At 67.9% G+C, this 10449-nt stretch carries 8 protein-coding genes; 6 read left to right on the top strand and 2 right to left on the bottom strand.

Annotated elements, in window-relative coordinates; translation table 11 throughout:
* Window positions 1-400: 400 nt before the first annotated feature.
* Window positions 401-1207 (top strand): L,D-transpeptidase family protein, encoded by an 807-nt coding sequence (locus MLE18_RS06140; protein WP_243368317.1) that lies wholly within the window; start codon window positions 401-403, stop codon window positions 1205-1207.
* A 234-nt stretch (window positions 1208-1441) separates the two neighbouring features.
* Here the strand turns inward: MLE18_RS06140 and MLE18_RS06135 are convergent, their stop codons facing one another.
* Both MLE18_RS06135 and MLE18_RS06130 read right to left on the bottom strand, forming a co-directional pair.
* Window positions 1442-3955, bottom strand: coding sequence for a hypothetical protein (locus MLE18_RS06135; RefSeq protein WP_243368315.1), 2514 nt, complete (start codon window positions 3953-3955; stop codon window positions 1442-1444).
* A 4-nt stretch (window positions 3956-3959) separates the two neighbouring features.
* Window positions 3960-5030: a hypothetical protein gene (locus tag MLE18_RS06130; RefSeq protein WP_243368313.1), complete on the bottom strand. Its 1071-nt coding sequence runs from the start codon at window positions 5028-5030 to the stop codon at window positions 3960-3962.
* Window positions 5031-5155: 125 nt separating this feature from the next.
* Here MLE18_RS06130 and MLE18_RS06125 point away from each other — a divergent pair, with 125 nt between their 5' ends.
* The 5 genes from MLE18_RS06125 (at window position 5156) to MLE18_RS06105 (ending at window position 10295) form a co-directional block, all read left to right on the top strand.
* Window positions 5156-5953, top strand: a complete 798-nt coding sequence (locus MLE18_RS06125) for a type III pantothenate kinase (RefSeq protein WP_243368311.1) — start codon at window positions 5156-5158, stop codon at window positions 5951-5953.
* A 38-nt stretch (window positions 5954-5991) separates the two neighbouring features.
* The gene (eno, locus tag MLE18_RS06120; protein ID WP_243368309.1) at window positions 5992-7290 is read left to right on the top strand and encodes a phosphopyruvate hydratase; all 1299 of its coding nucleotides are present in this window, start codon (window positions 5992-5994) and stop codon (window positions 7288-7290) included.
* Window positions 7291-7449: 159 nt separating this feature from the next.
* Complete coding sequence (locus tag MLE18_RS06115; protein ID WP_243368307.1) at window positions 7450-8547, top strand: HD domain-containing phosphohydrolase; 1098 nt, start codon at window positions 7450-7452, stop codon at window positions 8545-8547.
* A 176-nt stretch (window positions 8548-8723) separates the two neighbouring features.
* Window positions 8724-8972: a hypothetical protein gene (locus MLE18_RS06110; protein ID WP_243368305.1), complete on the top strand. Its 249-nt coding sequence runs from the start codon at window positions 8724-8726 to the stop codon at window positions 8970-8972.
* A 57-nt stretch (window positions 8973-9029) separates the two neighbouring features.
* Window positions 9030-10295 carry an Nramp family divalent metal transporter gene (locus MLE18_RS06105; RefSeq protein WP_243368303.1) on the top strand — a complete coding sequence of 422 codons (1266 nt, stop codon included), beginning with the start codon at window positions 9030-9032 and terminating at the stop codon, window positions 10293-10295.
* Window positions 10296-10449: the final 154 nt, after the last annotated feature.

Here is a 10449-nt window from a genome sequence, read left to right as displayed (position 1 = left end):
GCCTCTTGGGTTTTTTTCCTTCAAGTGCGGGGCCCCGGGGGCCGGGGGTGCGCCCACGGCTGGGGCCTAGACAAGCGGGAGATGCCTCCGGCGGGCAAAGGGAGTTCCTCCCTTTGCAATCCCCTTCCGCTTCGCGTTCAGCGCGCCTGCATGAGCGGCCTGAAGCCGTTTCCGTGGGCGGGTGCAGAGCAGGAAAAACCATTGGGTGCGAGGCTTCGCCCCTTGCATTCCGAAAACTGCCGCGCTGGTCCGGTGTGCGGCCCTGGCTTCCCTCTGCGCCGCCGCGCGGGCGGATGTTCTTCAAATACATCTGTCCGCGCGGCGGCGAAGAGGGAGGACAGGGCCGGTTCAGCCACAATTCATTCAGGCTTGAGTGGCAAATTGCCCCGGGAGCTTGAGAATGCGCCTCTTGACGGGCACCTCCAAGGGACTGCATCCTGGCGCCATGAAACGCTTCCCTCTTTCTGCCGCGCTATTGCTTTTAACGGCCCTTCTGGCTTCCGGCCCGGCGATCGCCGCCGCCCTGGACGACGCCCTGGACGACGCCCTGGCGGCCTCCGGACAGCTGCTGGTGGTGACCAGCGACTGCTGGAGCTGCACCAGCGCTCGCCTGACCCTCTACCGCCGCGATGCTGGCGGTCCGTGGCGGCAGGACGGCCCGCCAGTGGCGGTCACGCTCGGCCCCAAGGGCTTGGGCTGGGGAATCGGCCTGCACGAGGTCCCGGCGGAAGGCCCGCGCAAGCAGGAAGGCGACGGCCGGGCCCCGGCGGGCGTCTTCCGGCTGGGCCAGGTGTTCGGCTACGCGCAGGCCCCGCCGCCGAGCCTGCGGATGCCCTACGTGCAGGCCACCGAGACGCTGGAGTGCGTGGACGACGCGGCCTCGCCGCAATACAATACCTTGCTGGATGCCTCGACGGCCCCGGCGCGCGCCTGGAACAGCTCCGAGGTCATGCGGCGCAAGGACGGCCAGTACGCCCTTGGCCTGGTGGTCGCCCATAACCCCGCCCCGGCCGTGCCCGGAGCGGGCTCCTGCATCTTCCTGCACATCTGGCGCGCCCCCGGCGCCACGACCTCCGGCTGCACGGCCATGGAACGTACGGACATGGAGCGCGTGGCAACCTGGCTGGACCCGGCCCTCTCCCCCCTGCTGATCCAACTGCCCCGAGAGGAATACGCCCGCACCGCGGCCCGCTTCGGCCTGCCCTGAAATCCCGGCAGCCGATGACGTTGCGTGCCGCCCTGGAGCTGTCACATGCCTGGCGGGGGTTTTTCGCCCGCATGGGCACCGAGCCCGGCTGGAGCATCCCTTACGGCAAACCGGGGGGGTGCGCTTCCCCCGCGCGGACCCAAGCCCCGACAGGTTGCAGCCATGGAATCCAAACTGAAACGGCCGGGAAGAGTCTTTCCTCTTCCCGGCCGTTGATGTTGGTTTGCGTCGCGCTCAGTCCAGGCCCATTCCGGGATGGTGCGCGGGCGCGTCCATGTCCATGGTATGGCAGACCTTGCAGGTCTTGGGCGATCCAAGGGCGCTGGTGTTCTTCTGGTACTGCGTGGGCTGGAGCACGTCGCGCATCTTCCCATAGGGGTTGCGCGCCGGGTAGACCGCGTGGACAGAGCTGTGGCAGCCGGAGCAGGCCATCGCGCCCAGGTCGTCCCGCGAGTGCTTGAACAGGGCCGCCCGGTCCTTGCTCCAGGAGCCGTAAGCCTGCATGCCCTGCGGCGGGCCGTAGTCCGTGTGGCAGGTCAGGCAGCGGGGTTCCTGGGTCCAGGGTTCACGCGGCACGGGTTGCGCGTCGCGGGGCGTTATCAGGCTTATGAGCTTGCCCGCCGCAGGAGCGCCCAGGGCCTTCTCACGGGTCAAAAGCGAGAGGGCGTGGTCCTCCAGCGCGCCGTGGCAGTTGGTGCAGTCCAGCCCGGCCTCCTGGTGCGGGTCGCGGAAGGCGCGGGTGGCCCCGGTGGGGCTGGTGGGATGGCAGGCGTCGCAGGCCTTGGCCCCCTGCCCGGCCAGATAGACCGCGTGCAGGCCGTGGATCGACGCGGAGAGGCTCATGGTCCGCCCGGGGGCTCCCGCGGGCGAAGCCGCCTGGGTGTCGGTCACGTCCTTGTGGCAGGAGCGGCACTCCAGCGTGCCGGAGCGTTTGGCCAGGCGCGTGCCGGAGAGCCTGTCGTGCGCGGCCAGCACGTCGCGCCCGGTGCTGGGGGCGATGCCCGCCACGCCGTGCTTCCACGGCCCGCCGTGGCAGGAGCGGCAGCCCAGCTCCGTGGAGACGGGCAGCACCACCCTGGTGCTTGCCAGCAGCTTGCCCGAGGCGTCGTAGGCGTTGACCTCGGCCACCGGGTAAGGCTGGAACCCGCCGGACTTGGGATAGGGCGAGACCGGGATCAGCTCCGCCCGGAAGGCGTTGCCCTGGGGCTGGAGGCTGCCCGCCTGGCCGTCGGCCACGGTGTAGGTCACGGTGACGTCCTTGGTGACGGCCTCGGGGACTATGTCGCGGCGGATCAGTTGCGCGGTGAGCCCCTGCGTGCCGACGCCCAGGGTCCATTGCCCGTCGGCGTCGGAGAGCATGTTGATGCCCCTGTCCGGCGCGGCGGTGAGCACGTAGGGGGTGTCGTCGGTGAACACGGGCACCGTGTCGACCGCCTGCGGGAACTTGGGGGCCTCCGCCTTGCGCGGGCCGTGCAGCCCCTCGGTGAGCCAGGCGGCCAGGGCTGCCCTCTCCTGCGCGGTGCCCAGGAAGGGCGGCATGTAGGTGCCGATCTTGCCCATGCCTGTCAGCAGGGCCTCCATGCCGAAGGCGGAGTACTTGGCGCTACGCGGGAGCATGTCCAGCATGGGGCCGCCCAGGCTGTGGCAGCTGGAGCACTCCAGGAAATAGAGCTCACGTCCCGCCTCCATGCGGTTGGCGTCCGTGACCTGCTTGACCTTGCTCCACTTGGCCGAGGCCAGCGCCCCCTTGGCGTTGATTTCCCCGGCGCGGGCCACGGGGATGCCGTTGGAGTACATGTAGCCGGTGATGATGTACGGCCTGCGCGCGGCCTCGCGCATGTACTCGAAGGAGGCAAGCACGCAGAAGGAGGCAAGCATGGTGAACACGGCCACCTTCCGGGCCACCTCGCGGGAGACGCCGCCCGCAAGCATCGCGCCGCCGGCCACCACGAAGGGCGCGGCCCACCAGAAGGCCTTCATGCCCGAGGCAACCTCGGGGGAGAGGCCAAGCGCCAGCACCTTCTGCTCCGGGGAGAGCACGGCGATGTGCCACCAGCCCGCCGCGGCCAGCACCGGCAGGGGCAGGATGGTCCACACCGCGCAGAAGCGGGAGAGCCGCTTGCGCTCGCCCTCATCCTCCACGCCCTGGGCGGTGATCAGGCCGAACACGCCCGCCACCAGGGCGGCGAATGCGGCCCGGAACACCAGCCCTGGCAGGAAGGTGGGGTTGAAGAAGCCGTCCCAGAAACGCTGCGTGGCCAGCCACTCTCCGGGGGTGAGCATGTAGGAGATGAAGCCCTGCACCACGGTGAGCGAGCCGAAGGCGAAGGCGAAGTAGAGCCAGGCCAGGATGAGCCTGCGAGTGGAGCGCTCCGCCTCGAAGGAGCTCATGTAGACCAGCAGGGTGACGATCTCGGCCAGGAAGAAGGTCCACTCCGTGGCCCAGCCGAACACGAAGGAGTGGATGAGCGTGGAGGTGGCCCCGGGCGCGCCGATGGCGATCACCACCCAGATGCCCACGCCCGTGAGCCCGCCCACCACCATGGTGAACACCAGGAAGAACTTGGCGTAGCGGCGCAGGTAGTCCTTGAGGGTCCCCAGGCCCAGGCGCTGCACCCGGGTCTCCATCACGGCGATGAACAGGCCGCCGCCCACGGCGAAGTGCGCGATGAACACGTGGATGGTGGCCACCAGCGCGATGAGCAGGCCGCCGCCCCACCAGGTCCAATGCAGTATGGGATAGTCCATGCGCCTACGCCCCCTTCCTGTCGGGTACGGGCCGCGCCGCGGCCCACCAGACCACCGCCAGGGATATGGCCATGCACCCCAGGAACATTGCCACCGTGGTGGGCTCGGGCCGCACGGTCATGGCGGCGTCGTTGAGATGGGGGGAAAGCTGGATCATGCGCAGGACCTCGCGCAGGGGCACCATGAAGCACACGGTGACCACCGCTCCGCAGGCCGCCGGGATGGCTTTGCCCCGCAGCCCGAAGGCCACGGACGCCCCAGCCGAGGCCACCCCGCCCAGGAGCAGCCCGGTGCCCAGGGCGTGGCCGCCCATGAAGGCGAGCATCACCTCGCGGGGCAGGCTGACCAGCCACCACAGGCCCACGGCGGCCGTGGCCAGCGCGCCGTGGCTGAACCAGCGCAATCCCTCGGCCTGCAGCTCGGCCCCGTGCGGATCGCCCCGGCGGGAGCGGCCGCGCCCCACCATGGCCAGGGAGAGCCCGCCAACGGAGACCGAGGCCAGCACGAAGTGCAGCCAGCGCGGGACGAAGGTGCGGTCCGCGAAGGCGGTCATGGTCCCGGAGGCGTTCTCGAAGAAGCCGCTCCAGAAATCAGGCCGCTGCAAGAGCAGCGCGTTGTTGACCTGCACCAGGGAGGCGTAGAGCATGAGCAGCGCCATCGCCCCCCAGACCAGCGTGCCGCGCGGGCCCGAGCGACCGTGGGGCGTGTGGCCCAGGGCGTACTTCTGGCGGTAGGCCAGGCCGTAGGCGGCCATCACCGCCAGCACCAGCCCCACCCAATAGACCCCCATGAGCATGAAGCCCACGTAGAGGAACTGGCCGTAGAGCGTCTGGAGGAAGAGGAACGGCGCGACGCCCACGTTGACGGCCAGGGCCGTGAGGGTGGGCACCAGCGAGGCCTGGCGCGACAGCCCTTCGGACTGGCGCAGGGAGCGCGCGAAGCCGAGCAGGGTCAGGCCGAGCATGGCGTTCATGAGCAGCAGGTGGACCGCGAAGGTTGCGTCCAACAGCAGGCGCAGCAGCCACGGGGCGGCGGGCAGGGCGTCCGCCGGCGGTATCAGCGAGGTTGGATCCATAAGAGCCCCTTGTTGCGATTAAACGGCGCCAGTACCCACCGCTATCACCTTTTCAAGTACGCGAAAATAGTCTACCTGAGGTCGGATACGACCCATCGACACACCCGGCTCGCCCGGAGACCCACATGGCCCTGCTCCTCTTCGACATCGGCAACACAAACATCAAGATAGGACTCTACCGCAGGGAGTCCGGCCTGTCGTCCTACGTGCTGCCCACGCCGCGCTCCAGCACGGCCGACCAGCTCGGGCTGGACCTGGCCGCCCTGCTGGCCCGCGAGGCCCTGGCCCCCGATAGCCTGGATGCCATCCTGGCCATCAGCGTGGTGCCCCCCGTGAACCCGATGCTGCGCCAGGCCTGCAACCGCTTCATCGGCAGGCCCCTGCATTTCGTCCCCGAGGACATCCCCGTGCCCCTGGCCAACCTGTACGAGCGCCCCGAACAGGTGGGCGCGGACAGGCTGGTGGCCGCCTACGCGGCCCGCCGCGCCGCCAGCACCCATTGCGTGGTCTCGGTGGATTTCGGCACCGCCACCACCTTCGACGTGGTGCGCGGCCAGAGCTACCTGGGCGGGCTGATCTGCCCGGGGGTGCTCTCCTCGGCGCGGGCCCTGGCCCAGGACACTGCCAAGCTGCCCCAGATCGACCTGGAGCCTGAATCGCTCAAGCTGTCCATCGGGCGCTCCACCGTGGAGAGCCTGAACCAGGGGCTGCTCTTCGGGTTCGCCTCCCTCGTGGAGGGCATCCTGGACCGCCTCGAAGACCACCTGGGCGAACCCGTCACCGTTATCTCGACGGGCGGATTCGCCCCGCAATTGGCACGCGTCTGCCCCGCAATCGCCAACGTCAGGCCGGAACTTCTTCTCGACGGGCTGCGTCTCGTGTATGAGGAGGTGGCGGCTCCCGCCGCCCGCCGGAGAACCTGAAACAACATCGGAAAACGATCCCACAAGGAGAATCGAACATGAGCACTATCGCCGCTGTCTGGGCGCGGGAAATTCTGGACTCCCGCGGCAACCCCACCGTGGAGGTCGAAGTCACCCTGGATTCCGGCGCCGTGGGCCGCGCCGCCGTGCCCTCCGGAGCCTCCACCGGCACCCGCGAAGCCGTCGAGCTGCGCGACGGCGAAGACGACCGCTACGGCGGCAAGGGCGTCATCCGCGCCGTGGAGAACGTCCAGGGCGAGATCGCCGAGGCCGTGGTCGGCATGGAAGCCCTGCGCCAGACCGCGCTGGACAACCTGCTCATCGAGCTCGACGGCACCGAGAACAAGGGCCGCCTGGGCGCCAACGCCATCCTTGGCGTCTCCATGGCCACGGCCCGCGCCGCGGCCAACTTCCTGGGCCTGCCCCTCTACAACTACCTGGGCGGCGTGAACTCGAAGGTGCTGCCCGTGCCCCTGATGAACATCATCAACGGCGGCGCGCACGCCCCCAACAACCTGGACATCCAGGAGTTCATGATCGTGCCCGTGGGCGCGGACACCTTCGCCGACGCCCTGCGCATGGGCGCCGAGACCTTCCACGCCCTGAAGAAGATCCTCGCCAAGGACGGCCACCTCACCGCCGTGGGCGACGAGGGCGGCTTCGCCCCCAACATGAAGTCCCACGAGGAAGCCTTCGAGTACATCCTCAAGGCCATCGAGGCCGCCGGCTACCGCCCCGGCCCGGACATCGCCCTGGCCATCGACGCCGCCGCCTCCGAGTTCTACAAGGACGGCAAGTACTCCTTCTCCGGCGAGAACCGCGTGTTCACCTCCACCGAGATGATCGACTACTACCTGGGCCTGACCAAGAAGTACCCCATCATCTCCATCGAGGACGGCCTGGCCGAGGGCGACTGGGACGGCTGGCGCGAGCTGACCGACAAGCTGGGCGACACCACCCAGCTGGTGGGCGACGACATCTTCGTCACCAACCCGGACATCCTGGCCGACGGCATCAACGAAGGCATCGCCAACTCCATCCTGATCAAGCTCAACCAGATCGGCACCGTCACCGAGACCCTGGACGCCATCGAGATGGCCAAGCAGGCCGCCTACACCACGGTGATCTCGCACCGCTCCGGCGAAACCGAAGACGCCTTCATCGCCGACCTGGCCGTGGCCGTGAACTCCGGCCAGATCAAGACCGGCTCCCTGTGCCGCTCCGACAGGCTGGCCAAGTACAACCAGCTGCTGCGCATCGAGGAGGAACTGGAGGACGAGGCCCTGTACTACGGGCCGGTCATGGCCGCCCAGTGGTTCCCCGAAGAAGAGGAATAACCCCCCGCATAGACTCCCGGGGAGGCCCAAGGGCCTCCCCGGCTTTTTTCCGCCCCCCGCCCCTTTTATTCGCCCCCGTGTCCCCCCGGCCGCATAGCCATATTGCCATACGCAACCTGATGGAATAGGGTTTCCGAATTCAGTTTTACGGGATGATTCATGGATAACGATCCGTTTCAGGGCAGGCGCATCCTCGTCGCCGACGACGAGGCCGTGAACCTCCGGGTTCTCGGGAGCTTCCTGCGCGAGTTCGGCTGCGTCCCCGTCCTTGCGGACAACGGGAAGAAGGCCCTGGAGCTCATGGACTCGACCGTGGACCTGGTGCTGCTGGACGTGCTCATGCCCGGCATGGACGGCTTCGAGGTGGCCCGCAGCATCAAGGCCGTCAAGGAGTGGGCCTCCGTGCCCCTGGTCATGGTCACGGCCCTCACCAGCCGGGACGACAGGCTCAAGGCCCTGGAGGCCGGCGCCAACGACTTCATCGCCAAGCCCATCGACAAGACCGAGCTGCGCGTGCGCATGGCCTCCATGCTGCGCATGAAACGCTCCCAGGATGAGCTCATCCGCTACCAGGTGAGGCTCGAGGAGCTGGTGGAAGTACGCACCCAGGCGCTGAGCCTGGCCGTGGACAACCTGCGCGGGATGCAGCACTCCCTTCAGGCCTCCCAGCAGGAGACCATCCTGCGGCTGGCGTCGGCGGCCGAATACAAAGACGAGCACACCGCCAGCCACATCAAGCGCATGAGCGGCTACTCGGCGCGCCTGGCAGAGCTGACTGGCCTTCCTTCGCACGTGGTGGAGCTCATCCGCCAGGCCAGCCCCATGCACGACGTGGGCAAGATGGGAGTGCCCGACTCCATCCTGCTCAAGCCCGGCCAGCTCACCCCCGATGAATGGACGATCATGAAGAACCACACCGTCTTCGGGCGCAACATCCTGGAAGGCTCCAACTCGGAGCTGCTCCAGGTGGCCGAGGTGATCGCCTTCTCCCACCACGAACGTTGGGACGGCTCCGGCTACCCCATGAACCTCGCCGGGACGGGCATCCCCCTGCCCGGTCGCATCTGCGCCGTGTCCGACGTCTTCGACGCCCTGACCACCGCCAGGCCCTACAAGGAGGCCTACAGCAACGACGAGGCGCTTGCTATCATGCGCCTCTCCCAGGTGGAGGGCACCCACTTCGATCCGGGAATCTTTGCACTTTTTCTGGACAATCTGGACGACTTTCTGGATATTCAACGGAAATTCCAGGACTGACCCTGCCTTGAGCCTACCGGCGCGGCGGGACCTCCTGGCAAGCGCCCCGCTCCGCACCCCTCACGGGTAACGCACGCTGGCCTGGGGCGCGCCCTGTCCCGGGCGTCGTGCCCGGGCCGCATCGCAACCCAGCCCGCGGACGCAGTGTCCGGGCGCAAGCACGAGGAGGGAATCAGATGGCCAAGGAGAATGTCCGCAAGGTGATGGGTGTCACGGCGGCGGTTTTCGCCCAGATGGGCGTCATCTCCCGCGAGGAGGCCCTGGAACTCAGCGGCATGGACCCCGCAGCCTTCGACGAGGCCATGGCCAAGGCGTCCAAGGCCGCTGACGATGTCCGCCCCGGTCAGCCCGAGAAAGAGCCCAGTTTCTACGACGTCGTCTCCAAGGCGGCGGAAGAGTATCTGGACGCAATAAACAAGAAGTAGCCGGCCGCAATAACGGGAAAGCGCCGCGGGGCGCTTTCCCTTTCTTCGGGAATCCACATGTTCACCAAGGTACTGGCCGATCTCCGGGCGCGGCACAAGCCGCGCTTCATGGCTCTGGAGATCTGGAAATACATCGGGCCGGGCCTGCTGGTCACCGTCGGTTTCATCGACCCCGGCAACTGGGCCTCCAACGTGGCCGCCGGAGCCGGTTTCGGCTACAAGCTCCTGTGGATGGTCACGCTCTCAACGGTGATGCTCATCGTGCTGCAGCACAACGCCGCGCACCTGGGCATCGCCACGGGGCTGTGCCTCTCGGAGGGCGCGACGCGCCACCTGCCGCCCTGGGCCTCGCGCCCGCTGCTGGGCACGGCGGTGCTGGCCTCGGTCTCCACGGCCCTGGCCGAACTACTGGGCGGGGCCATCGCACTGCGCATGATCTTCGGCATCCCGCTGTGGCTGGGCGGCCTCATGGTGCTGGCCCTGGTCAGCTGGATGCTCTTCGCCAACTCCTACAAGCGCCTGGAGCGGGCCATCATCGGCTTCGTCTCGCTCATCGGGCTGAGCTTCGTGTTCGAGCTGGCCATGGTGGAGGTGGACTGGCTGCGCGCCACCGCCGGCTGGGTGGTGCCCAGCTTCCCGGAAGGCTCCATCCCGGTGATCATGAGCGTGCTGGGCGCGGTGGTCATGCCCCACAACCTCTTCCTGCACTCCGAGGTGATCCAGAGCAGGCAGTGGAACCTGGACAACGACGAGGTGATCCGCCACCAGCTCAAGTACGAGTTCATGGACACCCTGGTCTCCATGATCGTGGGCTGGGGCATCAACTCGGCCATGATCCTGCTGGCCGCCTCGGCCTTCCACACCGCCGGGGTGCAGGTGACGGAGCTGGAGCAGGCCCAGAGCCTGCTGGTGCCCCTGGTGGGCGGCGCGTCCGCCATTGTTTTCGCCGCGGCCCTGCTGCTGGCGGGCGTGGCCTCCTCGGTGACGGCGGGCATGGCCGGAGGGGCGATCTTCGCGGGCATCTTCAACGAGCCCTACAACATCCGCGACGTGCACACGCGCGTGGGCGTGGGCATCACCCTGTTCGTGGCCTACCTGCTCATCCTGGTGATCCCCAACCCGTTCCAGGGGCTCATCGTCTCCCAGATCGTGCTCTCCATACAGCTGCCCTTCACGGTGCTCCTGCAACTCTACCTGACCAGCTCGAAAAAAGTCATGGGCAAGTGGGCCAACGACCGTTCCACCACGGTACTGCTGGCCGCCATCGCAGCTGTGGTGATCGGGCTGAACATCATGCTGCTGGTGGACATTCTCGGGAGCTGAGCGCGAGCGGCGCATCCCCGCCCGGTGGGCCGTCCGCCGGGCTCCAGGCGGATACGGGGCGGGCGCCTGACAGGCACCGGGCGACCTTTTCGAATGCCCCGCGAAGCATCTCCGTCCGCTTGCTTTTTTCCCGCCAGGGCTTATCTGCCCCTTT

The organism is Fundidesulfovibrio soli (assembly GCF_022808695.1).
Classification (GTDB): Bacteria; Desulfobacterota; Desulfovibrionia; order Desulfovibrionales; family Desulfovibrionaceae; genus Fundidesulfovibrio; species Fundidesulfovibrio soli.
This window is presented reverse-complemented; position numbering and strand designations above follow the sequence as displayed.

Excerpts from the sequence above, each read along its gene's own strand:
- MLE18_RS06105 (WP_243368303.1), top strand. The coding sequence starts at position 9,030 with ATGTTCACCAAGGTACTGGCCGATCTCCGGGCGCGGCACAAGCCGCGC.
- eno (WP_243368309.1), top strand. The coding sequence starts at position 5,992 with ATGAGCACTATCGCCGCTGTCTGGGCGCGGGAAATTCTGGACTCCCGC.
- MLE18_RS06130 (WP_243368313.1), bottom strand. The coding sequence starts at position 5,030 with ATGGATCCAACCTCGCTGATACCGCCGGCGGACGCCCTGCCCGCCGCC.
- MLE18_RS06135 (WP_243368315.1), bottom strand. The coding sequence starts at position 3,955 with ATGGACTATCCCATACTGCATTGGACCTGGTGGGGCGGCGGCCTGCTC.
- MLE18_RS06110 (WP_243368305.1), top strand. The coding sequence starts at position 8,724 with ATGGCCAAGGAGAATGTCCGCAAGGTGATGGGTGTCACGGCGGCGGTT.
- MLE18_RS06125 (WP_243368311.1), top strand. The coding sequence starts at position 5,156 with ATGGCCCTGCTCCTCTTCGACATCGGCAACACAAACATCAAGATAGGA.
- MLE18_RS06115 (WP_243368307.1), top strand. The coding sequence starts at position 7,450 with ATGGATAACGATCCGTTTCAGGGCAGGCGCATCCTCGTCGCCGACGAC.
- MLE18_RS06140 (WP_243368317.1), top strand. The coding sequence starts at position 401 with ATGCGCCTCTTGACGGGCACCTCCAAGGGACTGCATCCTGGCGCCATG.